The organism is Haloarchaeobius amylolyticus, assembly GCF_026616195.1.
Taxonomy (GTDB): domain Archaea; phylum Halobacteriota; class Halobacteria; order Halobacteriales; family Natrialbaceae; genus Haloarchaeobius; species Haloarchaeobius amylolyticus.
This window is the reverse complement of the sequence record NZ_JANHDH010000004.1, coordinates 168678-187669: the sequence shown is the minus strand read 5'-3', so window position 1 is coordinate 187669 and position 18992 is coordinate 168678. Positions and strand designations below refer to the sequence as shown.

Annotated in this window: 12 protein-coding genes; 5 read left to right on the top strand and 7 right to left on the bottom strand. The window is 57.2% G+C overall.

Annotation, left to right across the window (positions count from 1 at the left end):
* Positions 1–110: 110 nt before the first annotated feature.
* Together NOV86_RS22165 and NOV86_RS22160 are read left to right on the top strand one after the other, a co-directional pair.
* Entirely contained in the window at positions 111–2300 is a 2190-nt protein-coding gene (locus tag NOV86_RS22165; protein WP_267644037.1) for a queuine tRNA-ribosyltransferase tRNA-guanine transglycosylase, read from the top strand.
* 2 nt (positions 2301–2302) lie between these two features.
* Complete coding sequence (locus tag NOV86_RS22160; protein ID WP_267644036.1) at positions 2303–3007, top strand: hypothetical protein; 705 nt, start codon at positions 2303–2305, stop codon at positions 3005–3007.
* Here the strand turns inward: NOV86_RS22160 and NOV86_RS22155 are convergent.
* The gene (locus tag NOV86_RS22155) at positions 2998–3291 is read right to left on the bottom strand and encodes a winged helix-turn-helix transcriptional regulator (protein WP_267644035.1); all 294 of its coding nucleotides are present in this window, start codon (positions 3289–3291) and stop codon (positions 2998–3000) included. The genes NOV86_RS22160 and NOV86_RS22155 overlap by 10 nt on opposite strands.
* Positions 3292–3388: 97 nt before the next feature.
* Between NOV86_RS22155 and NOV86_RS22150 the strand changes: the two genes are divergently transcribed.
* From NOV86_RS22150 to NOV86_RS22140, 3 genes are read left to right on the top strand one after another with little or no spacing between them, the layout of a single operon-like run.
* Positions 3389–4426, top strand: coding sequence for a tRNA-guanine transglycosylase (locus tag NOV86_RS22150; protein WP_267644033.1), 1038 nt, complete (start codon positions 3389–3391; stop codon positions 4424–4426).
* Positions 4423–5340, top strand: a complete 918-nt coding sequence (locus NOV86_RS22145) for a hypothetical protein (RefSeq protein WP_267644032.1) — start codon at positions 4423–4425, stop codon at positions 5338–5340. Before NOV86_RS22150 ends, NOV86_RS22145 begins: the two co-directional genes overlap by 4 nt.
* Positions 5337–6497, top strand: a complete 1161-nt coding sequence (locus tag NOV86_RS22140; protein WP_267644030.1) for a BREX system ATP-binding domain-containing protein — start codon at positions 5337–5339, stop codon at positions 6495–6497. Before NOV86_RS22145 ends, NOV86_RS22140 begins: the two co-directional genes overlap by 4 nt.
* A gap of 220 nt (positions 6498–6717) precedes the next feature.
* Here the strand turns inward: NOV86_RS22140 and NOV86_RS22135 are convergent, their stop codons facing one another.
* From NOV86_RS22135 to NOV86_RS22110, 6 genes are all read right to left on the bottom strand, one after another.
* Positions 6718–12261 (bottom strand): DEAD/DEAH box helicase, encoded by a 5544-nt coding sequence (locus NOV86_RS22135; protein WP_267644029.1) that lies wholly within the window; start codon positions 12259–12261, stop codon positions 6718–6720.
* Positions 12262–12298: 37 nt separating this feature from the next.
* A complete protein-coding gene (locus NOV86_RS22130; RefSeq protein WP_267644028.1) occupies positions 12299–13057 on the bottom strand; it encodes a hypothetical protein in 759 nt (252 codons plus the stop codon).
* Positions 13058–13059: 2 nt separating this feature from the next.
* Positions 13060–16095 (bottom strand): hypothetical protein, encoded by a 3036-nt coding sequence (locus NOV86_RS22125; RefSeq protein ID WP_267644027.1) that lies wholly within the window; start codon positions 16093–16095, stop codon positions 13060–13062.
* Positions 16092–16949, bottom strand: coding sequence for a hypothetical protein (locus tag NOV86_RS22120; RefSeq protein WP_267644026.1), 858 nt, complete (start codon positions 16947–16949; stop codon positions 16092–16094). The genes NOV86_RS22125 and NOV86_RS22120 overlap by 4 nt, the downstream gene beginning before the upstream one ends.
* Positions 16946–17791, bottom strand: a complete 846-nt coding sequence (locus tag NOV86_RS22115) for a hypothetical protein (RefSeq protein WP_267644025.1) — start codon at positions 17789–17791, stop codon at positions 16946–16948. The genes NOV86_RS22120 and NOV86_RS22115 overlap by 4 nt, the downstream gene beginning before the upstream one ends.
* 77 nt (positions 17792–17868) lie before the next feature.
* Positions 17869–18828, bottom strand: coding sequence for a transcription initiation factor IIB family protein (locus tag NOV86_RS22110; protein ID WP_267644024.1), 960 nt, complete (start codon positions 18826–18828; stop codon positions 17869–17871).
* Between the last annotated feature and the right edge of the window lie 164 nt (positions 18829–18992).

Here is an 18992-nt window from a genome sequence, read left to right as displayed (position 1 = left end):
ATCGACAATGGATTTAAGATTGGGCATTCAGGAGCAGCAATGTCCCTCGTCCAGTCGGGGGAATTCAACACCTCTTTATTTGAGACTCACTGTTTTAGGGAGTAGTAACTGTGCGGTTCTATGTACCGGAGTGGGACGACAACGTCGATGCGGACTACGACTTCGTCCACGACGAACATTCGCGGCTGTCAAAGGAAGAGCGGGAGTTGCAGTACATCTGGGACCTCTTTGATTACGAAACGACTCCTATCGATGGTGTACTCATCTCTCGAGAGCAGGTAGAAGAGACACAGAGGAAGTACGACAAGTTGACCTCACATGGTGTCTATGGTGAGGATTCGGGTCTTCACGTCCCCGAGTGGCTCCCAACGATCAGCGACTGCGGTGCTTGGGGGTACAAATCACTCCCCTTCCCCCCGTACGGCAACGAGGGGATGCTGGAGTTTTACGAGGAAATGGATGTCACGGTCGGTGTCACTATCGACCATCTGGTCCTCGGGTCCGGCCACGCTAGCAGGCTTTATCTGGACAAACGCGCGTTCTCTGGAGGCTTCTCGAAGAGTGACCTCCCAGATAAGCTTACTGAAGCAGTGAACGTGATGGTCGACTCCTGGCCCGAAACTTGGCCATCGTACGTCGCCGAATACGAACCGAGCATCGTGGGCACCAGCGAGGAGATCGAGCCATTCACCAGCTCTGACTTTGAGGGCGATGTCACGTCTGTCATCGAGAGACTTGCTGATGATCCGCGTGCAGTTTACCGGGACGATGATATGCAGTTCCGATACGATCTAACCCTCGACAATGCAGCGGAGATGGCGGACCTGTATCGTGAGGGTGATTACTCGTTCAGACTGATGGTCGCCATTCAGGGCTGGGACCCATCCTCCTACGCCAAAGCAATGCGCCATGTGCTCGGTATGGGCTACGATTATGTCGGTATCGGTGGCGTCGCGGGAAGTAGCACGAAAGCAGTCCGCAACATCGTTGATGAGGTCGGCACGGTCGTCGAGGACTACCAAGAGGCTCACGAGACACGCATCGATACACACGTCTTTGGGTTCGCGAAGACGGACGCCTTCGATGATATCGGTGAGAACCACGTCTCAAGTTTCGACAGCGCGAGTATGCTGCGTGCTGCATGGACGGGCGGCGAGAACTACCACCTCGACGACGAGCGTCGTTACGACGCCTTCCGAGTCCGTTTCGCGTCGAATCGCGACGACCGAAAGACAGCGATTGAGAAGGCCCTTCGCGGACAGGAGATACTGCACGCGTTCCGTGCGTACGACAACGGAGAACCAATCTCAGAGGCACTGGAGGAATGGCACAATGCAGCCCGAGAGGCTCTGAGCGCGCTACCTGACTATCTCGCACGTCATCGGTGGGACCCGGCGAATGGTGGACGAACCCTCCGACCAATCGAATCTCACTTCCGAGAGGACTTTGAGCACGCAGGCGCGTTGAAGGCGAGTTTCGGTGACCCCTTCCGGAGTCAACTGGTGAAGCTCCTTCGAGAAGACGAACCAGAGGACCCCATCGACTTCGGTCGGTACCTCGCGCTTATCAAGGAAGCAGAATCGGTGTTCGAACAGGGGTATCCGTGGCTGCTCGAAAAAGTCAAAGAGCGCGAAGAGAGTGGTGAAACAGTCCCGAGTATCAATCAACTCCTGCTCTTGCTCTCGGACTATGCCGAGTTCATCGGCGACGATCGATTGCTCGACCAGTATTATGCAACTGCTCGCTCGGAGCCATGGCGTGAGTGCGGGTGTCGTATCTGTCAGGACGTTGGCGTCGAGGTCGCGATATTCCGTGGGAACAACCGGAACCGACGACGAGGCTTCCATAACACCCGGCGGTTCTACGACCAGTTCGAAGACTCGCTGCCGAAAGTGCTCGTCGCAACGATTGGTGATTCGACTATTGCAGGCGCTGACTCGATCGAGTCGTATCTGGCCACGGAACACAGCGAGTTCTGGAGTGCCGCACACGGTCTCCCGGTCGTCGAGGTCGGCGCAGTCACTGCAAAGGGAGTCCATGAATGGTGGGAAGATCCGCCGCGCTCCATCTCGTTTGACCCGGACCGAATTGCCGAGGAACTGGCGGACCACTGTATCCGGTATCAGGAACTCTACCTCTACGGTGACGTAGACAATGCAATCGTCGAGAAAATCCAGAATGTCGGCTGTGGCGTACACGTTTTCCAAGATGTGACAGCTCTGGAGCGAGCGGTCAGGGAACGAATCGGATTCGCTGGGGAGGAGCAGAAAGCGACACAGGCCGGTCTGGGGGAGTGGTGACGATGCGGATACTGATAGTCGACCAGTGCTCGGGATCGAAGGATGTCCCCGACGACTTCGAGCCGTTTGATGCAGCAGATATCGACGGGAACGGTCGTGCAGAACTTCTCGCACGCGATGGCGTCCCGAGCCTGAAAGCGCGTGCCCTCTACACCGGTCGACAGCAGGGGTACATCGACAACGCGGTAGACTCGCTTCGGGCGGACGAACACGATGTCGACCGACTGTTCATCAGTGCAGGGTTCGGTCTCGTTGACGAGGAGACTCCCCTACCACCGTACGAGGTGACGTTCGCGGATATGACCGCGACTGAAATAAACGACCGTGCAGAACGGCTGAATCTGACCCGCGACCTCGTGGACCACATCGATAACGCCGAGCACTACGATGCCGTCTTCTTCCCGCTCGGTACGGACTACTACCGAGCGCTCGATTTCGACGCTGTGTTAGATGCAGTGGCTGAAGACACGCACGTCGTCGTTTTCAACAAGGAAGAGTTGGCGGCTGACGACTCACGGGTTGTTTCTCTCTCTGCACGGACAGCGGAGGCGAAAGAGCACGGTACTATCGTCGTGAGCCTCAAAGGACGCTATCTGGAATACTTCGCAGACCATGTGGGGGCTGGAAAGACAATTGATTCGGTCGAGGACCTGATCGAGTACTGTACGACCGAAGCCACGAGTCAGCAGGGATTGGATCAGTTCTGAACTCGGCCACGCTCGAGCAGAGATTCAACTTCGAGGAGATAGTCGAGGACGCTTTCCCCACGCGTAGTTACTTCGTAGGTCACGTTCCGTTTGTTCTTCTCTCTTCGAGAGAGGAGTCCGTATTCGACGAGTAAGCGCAACCGGTCGGTGGTGATGTCACTCGACGTTGCGACGGCTTCGTCGATAGCAGAAAATCGGACTGGATCTGATGACTGGTTGACCGTCCACAGCACTTCCAGTGTCCGTTTCTTCCCCGTGACCTCGACCACTGCGTCGAACGTCATGCACTGGTTGTCTGTCAGCGGTAAGAAAGAACTGACGGTGTTACTTGGTGGACGCCAAGTTTTATAACAGAGCCGAGCCTCTCTGAGCGCGTCGCGAATGCTGTACAGACAACGCACACTCGACACCCCACGCGGGGGGTTGGAGACGCCGACTCTCTTCCCGGTGCGCAATATCGGGAAGCGGTCGTCGGACAACACCCCCTCGTACACAGACACGATCCCCGACTTACGAACAGCGATGGTCAATGCCCGGGCGATAAGACAACGCGAACCGCAATGGGAACGTCTGCAAGACGGTTCGACGCTTCGAGAAGAGATGGATGTCTCCGAGGAGACGATTATTTTCGCGGATAGCGGCGGTTGGGACTTCGCGAGCGACGAGGTCGATACCACCCCGGAGCGGACACTGGAGACTCAAAGAGAGATTGACGCGGACATCTACGGAACCGTCGACGTGCCGATTACTCGGGACGAACGCCGATCTGAAAATCAAGACCGCATCCAGCAGAGCACACAGTACGCCCTCAAGGCCAGTGATGCCCACAATGGTGATGCATTGCTGTTTGCCAGCGTACACGGACACGACCCTCAGACCGTTGCCAATACCTTACGATATCTCGAATCGAACGGCGACTTCGACGGGTACGCGCTTGGTAGTATGGTCCCGATCCGGACTGACTACCGTAAGGTCACGAGTCTCGTCCTCGCAGCGCGACGTGCCACAGAGAAGCACCTCCATGTCTATGGACTGGGTGGAATCGTCTACCAACCGCTCCTGTTGTATCTGGGAGTGGATAGTTTCGATTCGTCCGCATTTATTCGCAGCGCCGGGAATCGGAATTACCTCGTTCCTGGATTTGGCGGGACCGAGATGCACAAATTCGAGGAGATGACCCATCTCCCCTGCTCGTGTCCGGTTTGTGCAACACGGACCCTCAAAACGGTTCGCGAGGACAGGGACCTTCTGGTAAAACACAACCTCTGGTCACTCGTTACCGAGCTCCGCCGGTTCCGGTTCATGGCGACCACTGGCGAAGACATCGAGGACTACCTCGACCTGCGATTTCAGGGGAACGAGGTCACGCAACGAGCCTACGAGACCGCGAAACAGCAGGTTCGGAGGTTGGCGTCGTGAGCGACGAACGTCCGACGGTTCGCCCCGTGACTCTCATGCGACTCGTCGAAGTCACACATGCGTGTCGCGATGAGGCTCTCCCGACGAAAGCCATCGAGTCCGCGCTGGATGTCTCACACAGGCGTGCACGGGAGACGATTCTCGAAGCCGCCCGAATCGACCTGCTTGACGAACATGGGCCAGCTGATGAGACGGATGCAGCGGTGTATCAAACGACCACGGTCGGTGAGAATTTTCTCGACGCCGTCATGCAAGAGGACTGGGAACAGGCCAGTGACATACTCGAGAAGCGATCACCGCACTACGGAGCCTTCCTCGAAACCCTCGATGGACTCGAGGATACGGCCACCGGTACCCTCGACGTCCTTCTTAATGAACTCGAAAAGGGGGCTGAATTCACACCCTACGCGTACAATCAGACCTCCATCGAGGTTATCGGGGATTGGGCGGAACGACTCGGCGCCATCCAACGAAATGCCTTCACAGGGACGTACTACCCAGTCGAGACACATACGGTTCCGTCGAACTTCCCCTGGGTACTGCTCTCCGTCTTCGATGAACTCGAAGAGACGACCGGTGTCGGGATGCGACAGCGATACCTGTCGATTCCTCTGCTCAGAGAGCACACGTGCGAGCGCCTCGCGCTGCCCCGGTCAGTATTCGACGAGGCTCTTGTCGATCTGGCTAGCGAGAACGTCGGGAAACTGGAACTCTCTGGTGCACCGGTCGACACGGGTGCAAAAGACGCTCGGTTAGGTGTGAAGACGATCCGGTTAGCCGACGAGGACGGACTGGTCTCGACGGACCAGTCGACTGACCAGGTGATGCGCGGTGTCGAACAGTACGGTAAACGCTACTACTACCTCGCGGTCCACGACCGAGACCTCACGTTTTCCACGGAGAAATCAGTATGAGCACCAACGACCCCTTCAGCATCAGCGACCAGCAGACGGATTACTCGGCCCTCGGCCTCGAATCGAATCCCTTCCCCTACAGCCCAGTCCCAGCCGATGACCCGGACATCTACTGTGGACAGGAACACGTCGCCGAGGCTGTCGGTGAGACCATCTCGACGATGCTCTCGACGGGGAAGTCGAAACACCTCGTCGTCACGGGCAAGTACGGCAACGGGAAATCACACACGCTGAAATATGCCCGGTCGCTCGTCCGGGACCGAGAGGACGTCATCGCAGGTTACGTCGCTCAACCGGGTGAAGGCTTCCTGGACATCTACCACGAGTTCATCTATGACCTCGGCTTCGACCGTATTCAGGACCTTGCATACGAGTACATGGCTGAGGTTACCCGGAAGACAACTGAATTCAACCCGATCAGCGCGAATGCGATGCGTTCACTCATCGATGAAGGGAAAGTCCTCCTTTCGGAGCTCGTTCCGAAGACGGTCCAACGACTTAGCGACGTAACTAAATTCGCCGATTTCGCCCGGGCGATTGTCCATATGGTCTACGACGACACGAATCTCTATGCGTGGCAGTGGCTGACCGCCGAGGGTATCCGGTACGAGCAACGCAAGGAGATGGAGATTCACTCTGCACTCGACGACGATACCTCCGGAGTGCGGGCGTTCACCGCCCTCAAGAATCTCCTCATCGATCTCAAGTACGTCGGCGTCTTCGTGTTTGTCGACGAGTTCGAGAGTATCTCACGCCTCTCTTCGAAGAATAAGCAGTCGGCACTGAACAGTATCCGCCATCTGATGGACCAGAACAGTTCGGGACTGAGTCTGCTCTTTGGCTGTGCTCCCGAAGTCTGGCAGGACGTGATGAGCGAATACCACGCTTTCTCCGAGCGAATTGGGCAAGAAGTCGCACTTCGTCCATTGACCAGTGAACACATTCAACAGCTCGTTGCCTCGTATCTCGATTCAGTCCGTGAGGAACAGACCGGGTCGATCGAACCGTTCACCGAGAACGGACTTGACGTGCTATTGCAGCGGAGCCAGGGGAACATTCGACAGGTACTCTCCTCTTGCAGTGTGGTCATCGACGATTTGGTCGCGACCGGTCGGTCGAAAGCGACCGAAGAGGTGATTATCGACAGCCTCGGCTGAGTGCTAGCCACGAGTAGAGGCGCGCAGGACTGAGGATGCAGGACAGTATATCTTTCTTCCTACCAGGCAGATCTGGACTCATCAGGTTCTCCATAAATTTCCCACGGCTGGCACGAGCTAAACTCCAGATGGAAGCGGTTCTCCGATTCTCATCGGCTCGCCTCGACCACTCGATGGCTCCCCGAATGTACGCAGTCGATTCACCACTTTGTGGGTGGCGTCACTGTCCTGAAGAGACGAGGTTCAGTCCGTCAGCAAGGAGTTCACGGACGTGCTGGCGAGCGAGGGAGTTCGGGTCGTTCCGTTTTGCACACCCGTACTGGTAGAGACAGCGAGGGCACCCGTTGTCGCACTCACAATCGAACTGTTGTGCCATCAGTGAGCGCGCAATCTCGAAGTTCCGGTAGGTCCCGTCTCGTCTGGTGACTAGGGCTCGTGAGACGGCCGCGCCGCCCTCTTGGGCGTCGAAGACATCGACGTGGTCGGCACCAATGTACTCGTTGACATCGCGGATAGTGACACCGGAGAGTTTCTGCAGCCCGAGGCGGAGACCGTGTGCGAGCGAGTGTGTAACCTCGATGTCGTGGTCGGCGAGCGTGAGACGGACACCCTCGGTCTCATACTGGTATCCGAAACGGGCCAGAACCGAATTTGAGCCATCTTCGGGCCGGTGCTCGGGGTTCACCGAACACACATCCTGTTCGTCTTCGCCATTGTAAATGATACCTGAACAGTCCGGCTCATCGCACAGCCGGAACTGGGTCGCTGCTTCGTCGATACTGCCGTTCTTGTATTTTGCCCGACACGACCCGGTGTATTCGAGGATGTCGTAGTCACCATATGCGAGTGTCCCCACGTATGACCCGTCGTCAGCTTCCAGACGGAACTGCTCCGTGGCGTCGAATGCGAGGATTTCGGTCTCCCGCAATGCGAAGGTATTCTGAACTCGGGTCCCGGTCTTTTCGTACATCGACCCAGCTGTATCACGTCCATTGGGGAGCCGTTGGGTATCGAGGGTCGCTTCGACCGAATCGAGTGCGAAGAACCGACGTTCCAGATAGTCGGTGTCGTCCGAGCACTCACAGGCCGTGTCAGGGTCTGCCACGACGGCCCCACAGCCTTGACAGATGTATTCGTAACTGGCTGGGCTATTTGTATCCGACCCGCTTACCTCATCGATTCGTTCGCGGATATCCTCTGACTTCTTGTCGTCTGTATGGACCCGGGCAACGACGTGGGGGCGGCGGTCGTGCAGATACGCGGCGTATGGGTGGACCTCGGTCAGTGCGAGACGACTCGCACGGCCGCCGTTTTCGCCCCCGATCCGCTCGGGATCGCCCGTTTCGTCGACGACGCTGATGTCGACGTTGTCAGAGACCGACCGGAGATTGAACGCATACTCACCGAACTCTTCATCGAGGACGGTGTAAAACGAGTCACTGGAGAGGTCACGCCTGTACTGCCTGAGGACGTCGACGCGTGCTTCTACTTGGTCGAGTTCCGCTTCGAGGCGTCGCGTCTCGTCCGGGTCAGCATCATCGAGTTCGACATCGAGCCGTTCGAGTCGGTCTTCGTAACGGGCAATCCGCTGCTCGAGTTGGTTGACCCGGCGCTCGAATCCGTTGACGTAGACGTCGGTGACCGCTTCAATCGCGTCGTCAACTAGCGACCCGTATTCGTCGACTGCGTCGACGAGTAGGCCGTCACAGTCCCCCGCTGAACATTCCTCGTTGGAGCGCTCTCGGTCGTAGTGCCGGGCACAGGTGGGACAGTACGCGTAGTCGAGGAGATCGGTGAGGTACTCACGGACGCCTGCCTCGTCATCAGCGATGAGCGTCCCGAGTGGTCGGAGTCGCGAAGCGTCTGTCCCTAGACCGAGTTCACCGACCGATTTCGCCAGTAACTGTGAGAACTTCGCCGCGTTCTCGCGGACGTTTGGGGCCGCGTCCTCTTTCAGCCTGATCTCTTCACCACCACTGACGCTGTGACGGGTCACGTTCCACGGGATGGTGTAGGTCATCGCGATATAGTCCAGGACAGCCCACGCGAGCGAGATACCGAGGACGCGTTCGTTATGTTCGTTTAGTGGAACCGGTTGCTCATCGGCGGTGATGAGTTCGGTCGGTTCATCATAGTAGTAGTAGTCGATGGGGTTGCGCTGGCTGACGCTATGGACGAGCGACGAATGCGAGCTCCGGCCCGCACGACCAACACGTTGCAAGTACGCATTCATGTTCGGCGGCGTCCCGTTCAATAGCAACGCGTCGAGTGACCCGATATCCACCCCGAGTTCCATCGTCGGACCCGAGGAGAGGAAGTGCGGGTATGGCTCGTCCCGGAACTGGTGTTCGATTTCTCGGCGGCGCATCTTTGGGGTTGCTCCGAAGTACAACTCACTCAGGAGCATCGTGAGTCGAGAGTTTGTCGCTGTATACGCCCGATCGGTGAACCGCGGGTTGTCGGGGTCTGCGCGGTCTTCGATGCTGTCTGGGCAAGAGACTATGTCGTCGATGTCGCCGAATTCTGCGTGGAGTTGCGAGTAATAGTCATCGCGACCCGGATCATAGGCTACGGTGCCATCTTCTGGTCGCGCCACCTCCACCGTGGATGGGTCGAGCCATAGTCGGCCATCGTCGATTTCGAGCACTCCTCCGTCGACCAGCTCTTCTATCGCGTTCCCGTGGACACCATCGAGTCGTCTGTCGTCTCGTTCGACACCGTCACCAGAGTCAACCAGCGCCGCCAGTACGCGTCTGTGTGACGGTTCGAGGGCCTCTTTCGCACTGGGATGGAGTCGGACATCGAGGAGACCAGCGGTCTCCAGCGAACCGTGTCCAGGAGACCCCCGTTCGCCGACAGTCTGGAGTGCCCTTCGTCGTAGTTTCTCGCGGACTGCTTCTCGTTTGTCCCTGACATGACTCGTTCCGAGAATCACTTCCCGTAGGTCAGGCGCGGAGTGCGCTATCGCACTCTCCCCGGTGAGTTCCACTTCCAGAACGTCGATAAGATCGTTCGCCATCTCAACGACAGCCGCCAGCGACACCCACGGAGACTCACATTCATCTACACTGCTGCCAGGACGAAGGGTCTGAAGTGTCTCGCTGTCAAGTGCTTCCAGGTCGGCCTCGGCACGGCATAGTTCTAGTGCACAGAGCACTAACTGGTCGAGTGCCGAATCGACCTCGGGGTCGGTGAACGACCGATCGAGGTCTTTCATGTCGCTGTGCGAATCGGAGAACGCGAGCAGTTTTGCAGCGTCGAAGCCTTCCGTGTCGGCGACGTTCCGGAGCAGATACTGCGTGGTAGTGACCGAGACGTTGGTCGGACTGCGCATCAGTTCGCTGAAGGCGTCGCCAACGACTGTCGACCAGAGATCGTGCTCACAGGGGGTCGCATCGTCGTGGGTCAGCGGAGAAGCAACCATTCCGTCACCTAACCAGGTCTTGTACCGTCGGTACGGATTCTGGTTCGTGGATGGAGCGGGGTCGTCACAACTACAGGACCAGCCTGGGAGGTAGACGTCTCCACAGTTTTCGCACTCAAGAGTGTTCGAGAGATCGAATAGCCCTTGCTTGACGAACGCGTCACTGCCACAGGAACAGGTCTCTGGCGGGTCGCGTCCCCAGTGAAGTGTCTCGCAATGCGTGCAACTCCACGGAACGAGGCGAGTATTCGCCACTGTCTCGCCACATTCACACGTCAGTGGAAGGGTGTTGCTCTCATGTTCCGCACCACAGTCAGGGCAATCGACTGGTTCAGAGGCTACGGTGGCAGTCCAATTATCACTCCCACAGCGGCCACAAGCGGTCTCGCGTTCCCAGTTCTGCTCGCAATCGGGATTCCGACAGACGAACTGCCCGTCGGTCGTCGGAACACCGGGTGAACCGCAGGCAGAACAGCTCCCGGTTACGCTTCGTTCCCGGTGCTGTCCACAGTCTCCACACTCTTGGACCGGTCGGAACAGGACGGTATGCATCGCAATCTGGCTGCCTGTCGATGCGTCACAGTATGGGCATGCCTGGTCACGGCTTTCACCGATGAGGCCCTCCTCTGTGTGGACGTACGGGGTCAACTGGTCACACTGTGAGCACGCTTGTGCGAGGAGATATTCGTCGTCGCACTGGCTACAGTAGGTAGCTCTGGTGACGAACTGCGAATCACATACCTCACAGCTCTCCTGTGGCGACCGATAGACGGCGGTACAGGCTGAACAGGTGTAGAAACCGTCAAGAGGCCAGGAGAAGAGGTGGTGACGACTCTCGAGCAGCCCAGAGAACTGACCGATGGTCTGGAAGTTATCGACGAGGACCTCTGCCTGATCATCCTCGAGGTTGAATTCCTCTGCAACCCAGCCCCTGAACTCGTTTGGCGGTCTCGGGTCTGTACGGAGTTCCTCGTGCAGTGTCTGGACGGTTTGTACGACGGGGTCGTCCACATCTTCAGCACGTAGTGTATCGAACAGTTCATCGGCGACGCGGTCGCGGAGGCGGTCGTTATCTAGGCTGCCGCTCTCGGGAACCTCAAGGTCGATCTCACCGAGTTGTGGCACGTGGCCTCTTCCGCGCCCCGCGTCGAGGATTTCACCGATGGAGACTCGATCGTCGTACAGCGATTGAGGAACCTCTGTCGGCGGCCGGGCTGACAAAGATGTCGGGTCTTCGCTGACTGACGCGACCGACTGTGCGCCACTGACTTGGCGGAACAATTCGACGTCGTTGTCTACCGTCGCGGAGCTCCCGATTACCTGGAGGCTGTCACAGCCCTCTGCCTGCCGACGCTGGCGGAGGCGTTTGACGAGCGTTGCTGTATAGCTCCCGAGCAAACCGTCGTAGGTGTGAACCTCGTCGAAGACCAAGAAGTCGGGGTCGGTGACGAACGTCTCGTGTTCCGTCTCTGCGTTGATGTTGAACAATCGGTAGTTCAGGGTGTCAGGATTCGTCAGGACGATGTCGGCTCCCTCATCCATCAGCCCGTTGCGCGTCATCCGGACGAAATTCAGCGGGACACGGTGGTCCTCATCGGTCTCGCATTCAGGCTTGTCCGGGCGAAGTTTGAAATCGTCGGTCGTTCGCTCGACGAACACTCCCTGTCCACAGCTCTGGCACTTCTCCAGGTCGTCGTTACACCCTGGGCAGCCAAAGTGTTCGAACGTCCGATTGAGGTAGCCCTGTGCCTCATCCTCGAATATGTGGCGTGGGGTGTCGCCGTCGTAGATCCCAACCGTCACCCACTCTTTTTGCCGGAGGTTCCGGTTGATTCGGTAGAGGATCTGGACGAGTCGCTTGAACTGGTCTTGGGCCAGAGCCTTCGTTGGATACAGAAGCAACGCCTTCGTGGATGTCCGTCCGTCTGTAACCCCGTTCCGTTTCTCCTTGACAATCTGGTCTAGAATCGGGATGAGCCACGCCTCGGTCTTTCCGCGGCCAGTCGCTGCTGTGATGACTGTGTTCTCGCTATCGAGAATCGTCTCTACGCTCCGCTCCTGGAAATCGTAGAGTCGCTGAAAGCCCTCCTCGTGGAAGGCACGACGGACGTTCGGATGCAACGATTGCGACCGGGCGAATGATTGCCAGTCGGTATCACTCCAGTTCGCCACCGGTAGCGCCTGCAAGTACGGCCCGCGCATCCCGGTGAGTGTGTCCTCGCCCGCAGCGTCCGGTCGCAGACGTGTCGCGACACTCCGCGCACTACGGCCGTTCCGACCTTCGAGGTATCGCTGGTAGGCAGTTCGAATCGTTTCAGCGTGGCGTTCGGGATTCTTCATAGAGGGGACAGGAGGATGGGTAGAGTTCTTCGGTTAGTTAGATTTCGAGCGAGATCGACTTGGCAAGTTCGGGGATGTCTTTCAATTCCCGCAGTATCTCAAGGTCGACTTCGGCAAGCGTCGTCGAACCCTGGCTCAAGGTTCGGATTTCGTCGACGGCCTCGTCGGAGATTCCATGAGACTGCTGGAACTGTGAGATGCCCTGCATGTCCTGATGGTTCTCCCACTGAGTCTTCGCGTTCTCCCACTCCTGGACGATCCCCGCTGCCGACTTGTCGGGGTTCTGCATCTTCTGGGTCACGATCGAGTGGGTCCATTTAATCGTCTTATCGAACTTCGTATCACTGCTCCCCAGGATACGTTGGAGTTCGCGAGCGGAGGCGATCTTCTCGTTCCACTCAGACCAGTGGTCATCCTTGAGTCGTTGGTAAACCGACTGCCTTGCGTCTTTGACCTTTTCGGTCGCCTCGGAGACCTGTTTCCGGAATTCTTCCGGGTTGCCGTCACGGAGCACAGAAACCATCTCCCGACGGTCCTTCGTAATGACAGCCTCTGCGTCATCGAGCGCTCGTCGGACGATCGGAGGTTCGGTCCCGTCGAACGCTTCAAGCAGTATTTGACGATAGAACTGGAGGTGCTCGATGGCTTCGGCAAGGTCTCGTAATTCGGTATTGATACGGGCGACAGTGGTCTGTGCTCTTTCTACACGGTCCTCGACGTTGTCTGCCTCATCTTTCTGTGCAGCTTTCGACTCGATGCGTTCGACCGTCTTCGAGAGCGTCTGTGTGTCACTCATTGTCAGTAATCCTCCAGTGCAGTGCGAACGTCGACACGAGCTGACTCATACTCGCTGAGCTCGGCCAGTTCAGACAGTTTGTCTGTGAGGTCCGTCGATTCGGCCACGTTGTACTCGTCGAGCGTCTCGATCATCTCGTCGAGTGCTCTGTAGACCTCCCATGCATGGTGGTTCTCCCTGCTCTCGGCGAAAGAGTGAAGGATCGCTACCCGTTCGAACGGGGTTTCGGGGTCTGGGTTGAGGAAGTCCTCCACGTGTCGCTCGAACTCGCTCAAGCGTAGATTCGTCTCATCATCGGTCAGGAGGTCTTTGACCTCGCTCCAGGAGGCCTCTTTGGCGACCCCGAAAGTCCCAAGACAGTCTTCCAGCCGTTCGAACATGTCGATCAGTTCCGAAACATCGTGACTCGGGTCGTACCACTTCTCGACCGGTTCGAGGTGGTCCTCGAAGTGGTTCCTGAGGTCGTCATCAGCGAGCATTTCGACCTCGATTGCGTAGTCGGAAATCGCGTCGAGAACCTTCGTCAATTGGACGTTGGCGTTGCTTCGCGTGGTTCCAACTCCGTACGCACTCGGATAGTCGAGTTCTTCGGTGTCGATGCGTTGTGCTAATTGGAGGTACTTCTGGGGGTCGCTCGCGATATCCGTTCGCACAGGCTGGAGTCGCTCGTAATCGACGACATTCGACTTCAACAGGAAAAAGCCCTCTATGAGCCCGTTGATATCACTGTTGCGTTGCCAGAGATCGGTGAGAACCTCCGAAAGTGCGTGGTTGTGACCGAGCGCTGCCCTGATCGGACTTTCATACTCGCGTTCCTCGAGATTGATCTCAGTAAACACGTCCTCGGCGTCGAGGCTGGTGACGCCTAACTCACCGTTCAGCAGGAGATATTTCCCGAGGAGGAAGCAGTGTTCGATGGTCAACCCGGCCGGGAGGCAGGCCTCAATCTCTGCTCGCATATCCTGACGGAACCCGACTACTTTGTCCGTCGCCCAGGAATGCAGTTGCTCAATGTTGGTGGTTTCCTGGAACCCATCGTTGAGTTCGTATCCCAGAATTTCCATGTACAACTGCATGTTCTTCTCACCGAACGGCAGCATGATGTCCAGTCCCTGTCGTTCGTTCGGACCCTGAATCGACACAGGTATCGAGTCTGAACGGGTGTAATAGATTCCTTTCGTCCCCCGAGTGTTGGCGTTCGGGTTGGCTAGTCTGGTCGGGTCGTGCCAGCGTTCGAGCAGGTCTTCGGCACCACTGCGTAATCGTTCAGAGCTCTCATAATCGTCCCCCGTCTTCACCCAGTCGTAGAACTCTTTAACCTGGCTCTGACGGCGATTTGACTCCTCTTGCTCTGTCGAACCGGGAGACGTTTCTGTTTCTCCGGTCGAATCTGACGTCGCCGTGTCGTCAGACTGTTCGTCGTCGTCGTCTTCTGTCGCTGACTCAGGTGTCTGCTCTCGAGTACTCGGCTTCTGAGTCGGTGTCAAAATCTGATTCGCCATCGAATTCGGTTCGAACTGGTAGTACGTTCTCCCCTCTCGCTCGTCAGTCACCACGCCATCGACATCGATTCCGAACGCATCGAAGACGGTCGCAGCAACCGTGATCTTGTCCGAACCCTCATCTTCGATACCGTACCACGTCGCGACCTGCTCGGTGGTATCGTCGTACCGTGCGGGGTCTACAGTCGGCACGATATCGGATACGTTCGTGCTCTTCTCGACGACCTCGTAAGGCTGGTCTTCGGAGAGCAGACACCGACGGATTACCTTCTGCAGGAGTACCCGTGGCGTCCGTCGCGGACTCCCGTCTTCCTGGAGGTTCTGGTACGTCCGACGGATGAACGCCCTGTTGAAGGGGTAGAGACCATCGAACCCGTCTTCGACTGACTCATCGACCGACCCACCCGATTCACGCTTGATGACATCGAGGTACTTCCGGACCAGTTCCACCGAAATGTTATCGTCCAGGAAGTACGCTTCACCCTCATCGGTCAGGGAGAGGTAGCCTTCAGCACGGTCCTTGAGGTAGGTCAACGGCTCCTCCGAACCACGACTGCCGAGAGCGTCCTGAAGGTCGTCTTGCTCGAACCCTGTCGTGTATCCGAGCACGATGTCGAAGGACGCACTTTCGACCTGGATGATCTGGTCGAGCAACTGCTCTTTCAACACCGAGAAGGTCGTCACGTCCTCGCAGATGATGACCGGCCGTCGGCCCTGCTCTTGGACCATTCGTTTCGTGTAGTCGCGGAGTTGTCCCTGAAAGTCGTCCACACCGATGAGGTGGGAGAAGTGCCGGTGAATCTCGTCGCGGAGCGCCTGACGGAGTCTGTCGGCGTCATTATGGAATATCGAATCAGTCCCGAGTTTCAATCGGATATCTCGATAGTCCTCCTTGGAGATGAGGTTCGGGTCGAACTCCGTCTCGTCGTCGGCTTGCAGCCCCTTCTGATACGCTTTGATATTCTCCTCGAGAACGGACCCCAGATCACCTTGTTTCGGGCTCAGGAGGTGGGTCAGGTCGACATCTTTGAGAGCAGGCCCGGGATTCGCCTTGATGCTTGCGACAATTCCCTCGGCGATATCTGTCGCGTTCAACTCGGTGACCTGATCCACTTCGGGGTCTACGTCCAGCGGTTCCGCCAGCGTGGAGATTATCTCTTCCAGACTCGTCTCGCTGGCCTTGATATGAAGCGGGACGCGTTTCTCGACGTCGTCGGCGTCACCGATGCCCTGCAGTTCGTAGTCGAGCCACTGACAGAGTTGGCTCTTCCCGGCCCCCGTCTCACCGCGTAAGATGTACGTCCGGATATCGTCGTCGACATCACCAGACAGAATCTCGTCACGGAACTCCTCTTGGGTGACGAACTCGTTCTGGAACGAACTGCCAAGGAACTCGGCGTGAATCTTGTCGATGTCCAGGTGTGTGTCGTAGAACTTCTCAGGGTCGTCCTTCTGCTGAGACGTAGCCGTCAGGTACTCCTTGACGACGCTTTCGGTCCATGCTGTGGTGTCGTAGGTCTGTTTGTGGATACTCATGCTTTCACCTCAATCTCGTGTGCATCGAGGGGATACCGGTAGGCGGGTCGTTGGGGGCGTTCGTGGAGCGTGAAACTACTTACCTTGTCTGCGTTCGCACTCGAAACCTTGACTTCGTACGTTGCATCGCTCGGGGCTTCCAAATCGAGAACGCCGTCCGAGACGAGGGTTCCAAGGGTGTCGGACAATCCTCTGTGGACGCGTGGAATACCGCCTCTGGAGGCGTAACACGAGAAAAAGTTCTTTTCGACCCAGTCGAACGCCGAGCGGAGTCTGTGGTCATTCTCTCTCGATCGGTAGGCGTCCAGGAGGTCATAGACGACAGCGGGGCTCGGGCTCGTCAGCAACTCCTGATTGTCACGAACAGAAACCAGGCCCATTGGCGCCATCATGTTATACCACATCTGGACTTTTTCGATGTTCCAGTCGAAGGGATACGACCCCAGTTCTCGCTTCAGGTCCTCCAGCAGGTCGTCCTTGTCGTATGTGATCTGATCTTGGTTGGCGATAACCTCAGCCACCTCGATAAAGTGGTCTTGTGGTGCTTCTTGCTGAGAGAGGTGGTGGAACAGCTGCAGTTCGAACGGTAGGTCGCCGAACGGCTGACCATCAAGCGGTTCCACTGTTCGTTCGGAGGGTCGTTCGAGGAAGTCCGTCGCATGGAGGAACTGAATTGTGTCCTTGACACTCTTCGAGTTGCTTGTCTCCGTTGGTTTCACGAACTTCTTCTCGATACTGGAGAGGGATGTCCCCTCGCGAATCGTCTCGTAGATCGCCTTCGTTTCGGCACCACGGACAGACTGGTAGCTGATAAGATCTTTCTCGGATTTACTGGATGCGTGTGTGTAGGTCATCGGTTTGAGTTCTGCTGGTAGTTCGCGAGCTGTTCCGTGTCGAAGTCACACCGGTGGAGCGTAGCGATCATCTTCTTCGCGATCTTTTCCGTGTCACCGTATTCCACCCACGAGCGGAGCGCGCTGGTCACGTGTGCGGTGTACTTGTTCAGAATCTCCTCGAGTTCGTGTTCGATGAAGTAGTAGAGAGGGTCCCAGATGGGGCTCTCACTAGGTGCACGCTCGTAGTCGAAGAGTTCCGGCAGCGTCGAGGCCGGAGCATCATGTGCGGCATGACACTCAGATATCTGGTGGAAGTAGAGGTTCTTTGTGTCAGACAGTGGGAGCCTCGAGTCGACGAAGGCGTCGACGTAATCATGAATCAACTGCTCGTACTCGAACGTGACGGCATCGAACTGGTCGGCCACTGACCGACCAATCGAGGGCGTTCGCGTCGGCACCTGCGGAGCGTCGGTGTCGGACACGAAGATGTACGGTTCGTCCTCGTTGGTTGCTCGCTTAAACAACTCCCAGGTAAGATCAGCCTGCGAGATGTCTTCGTGTTCGAACTCCTGCCTGTGCCGGGGCTTGAGTTGGTCCGTCGTTGTCAACTGCACGAGTGGGAATGGCAGTCCGTCCGCATGGACACCGGTAGGCGTATGGAACTGGTGTTCAACCAACTGGAACTCCTCCTCCCAGAGTGAGTCGTACAGGAACGAGTCAACCCCAAACGTCTGGAAGAATGGGATCGAACGGAGTTGAGCTCGTGCTGTCCGGTCCCGCTTCTCGAGTTGTGGATCGTAGACGACTATTGGGGATTCACTCGTCCCAATGAACTCGGCTAACGTCGACGGCGTTTGCACGTGTGCGGTGTCAGATTGCATATTAATTAATGTTGTTGCCGATTCGAAGCACGCGAACTTCGGTGTGGCAGTCATTTTCACTCATCAACATCTATGCTCTCCAACAGCATACCTTTCTTTTCGCTGATAGTACTTTCACTCGTCCCAAAGACATTCGACAGCGACTCTAGCGTCGGCCGCTGCTCCCAGTTGACGACCTCGTATGCAGCATGGACCGATGCCGCTGCGAGGGTCCTTGGAGAGTGACCTCGAAACGCCCCATCGCCGTTCGCGTACGCTTCGAGTATTCGCCGTGCTTCTTGCTCAACGTGCCCGGGAATCGAGAGCTCCGATGCAGCCTTTGGCAGGAAGGCTTCCGGTCTGATGGGCGGAATCTCGATGTTTAGTTCCACAGACAGAGCACCTCTTGCGACGCGAATCTGCTCCTCGTCGGCACGGGTAACACTTCGCAGCTCCAGTTCTGAGACGGGAATCGGTCGAGGACTCTGGCGAATCGCAGCGAGTAGACACGCTGTCACGAAGCCTTCGACCGACCGGCCTTCGACGCTTCCCGCCGCTCTGGCGATTCGATACAGGCGTGCTGCCTCCTCTAGTTCTGGTTCGGGGAGTTCGAACGCGGCACCCATCCGCTGAATTTCACCCAGAGCGTAGTCCAGTCGGCACTCGTCAGGTGTCCGGTGGTTCAGCCATCCCTTGTCCCGTGTCAGGCGGCGATGCGTTGTAGAGAGCGACCATGTGTCCTCGGCGGACAGGCCGACACCGAGTCCACGGTCGGCCCACTGGTAGGTAGTACGGCCGCCGGATTGCTTTCGGTCGTCTTCCCCATAGTGCGGACGTGGTTTGTGCGATAGCGGTTCGTCAGTCAGTACGACGTGACAATCCGGGCAGACGGTCTCGCGACCGTCTACGTGTTGGACCGCTGCACCACAGGATGAACATGTGTGTGGTGATTGTTCTGTACGGGTAGTACTCCCCGACGGAGAATCCTGGCGAGTTGCTGGCGATGCCTGGGTCGAAGTACGCGTGTTGGCGTGCATTGGTGTACGGTGATAACCGTGGAACCACCACGGTGGCCGATTTTTGTCGGCCCTCGGTGGGCGCGGATTTTGGTCCGCGTATCTCCTAGCAGAGTTGTTGATTCCATTAACCTATTAAACTTGTGGGGGTGTCAGTCTGATTCTTCTACTATCGTGGAGTTCAC

Excerpts from the sequence above, each read along its gene's own strand:
- NOV86_RS22160 (WP_267644036.1), top strand. The coding sequence starts at position 2,303 with ATGCGGATACTGATAGTCGACCAGTGCTCGGGATCGAAGGATGTCCCC.
- NOV86_RS22155 (WP_267644035.1), bottom strand. The coding sequence starts at position 3,291 with ATGACGTTCGACGCAGTGGTCGAGGTCACGGGGAAGAAACGGACACTG.
- NOV86_RS22150 (WP_267644033.1), top strand. The coding sequence starts at position 3,389 with ATGCTGTACAGACAACGCACACTCGACACCCCACGCGGGGGGTTGGAG.
- NOV86_RS22140 (WP_267644030.1), top strand. The coding sequence starts at position 5,337 with ATGAGCACCAACGACCCCTTCAGCATCAGCGACCAGCAGACGGATTAC.
- NOV86_RS22135 (WP_267644029.1), bottom strand. The coding sequence starts at position 12,261 with ATGAAGAATCCCGAACGCCACGCTGAAACGATTCGAACTGCCTACCAG.
- NOV86_RS22130 (WP_267644028.1), bottom strand. The coding sequence starts at position 13,057 with ATGAGTGACACACAGACGCTCTCGAAGACGGTCGAACGCATCGAGTCG.
- NOV86_RS22125 (WP_267644027.1), bottom strand. The coding sequence starts at position 16,095 with ATGAGTATCCACAAACAGACCTACGACACCACAGCATGGACCGAAAGC.
- NOV86_RS22120 (WP_267644026.1), bottom strand. The coding sequence starts at position 16,949 with ATGACCTACACACACGCATCCAGTAAATCCGAGAAAGATCTTATCAGC.
- NOV86_RS22110 (WP_267644024.1), bottom strand. The coding sequence starts at position 18,828 with ATGCACGCCAACACGCGTACTTCGACCCAGGCATCGCCAGCAACTCGC.